1 pseudogene is annotated in these 213 nt (G+C 42.7%); it reads right to left on the bottom strand.

The window, feature by feature from the left end:
- Positions 1–213: pseudogene (locus tag AC1M9D_RS14210) on the bottom strand (3-oxoadipate CoA-transferase); the annotation flags it as partial.

Genomic DNA, 213 nt, shown 5'->3' with positions numbered 1-213 from the left:
CACCCGTCATCGATTGAAGCTCTTCAAAAGATAAGCCTTCAACTTTCTCAATGACTTTCATGCCATCTGCCGTCACATCAATCACACAAAGATCGGTGTAAATGCGGTCTACACATTTCAAACCTGTCGCAGGATAAGTCAGCTCAGCAACGATTTTAGGTTCGCCTTTTTTAGTGACATGATCGGTGGTAATAAAGACTTTTTTCGCACCCA

It is taken from the genome of Acinetobacter sp. ANC_7682 (genome assembly GCF_056779795.1).
Note: the sequence above shows the minus strand (reverse complement) of the source record. Positions and strands in the feature narration are given on the sequence as shown.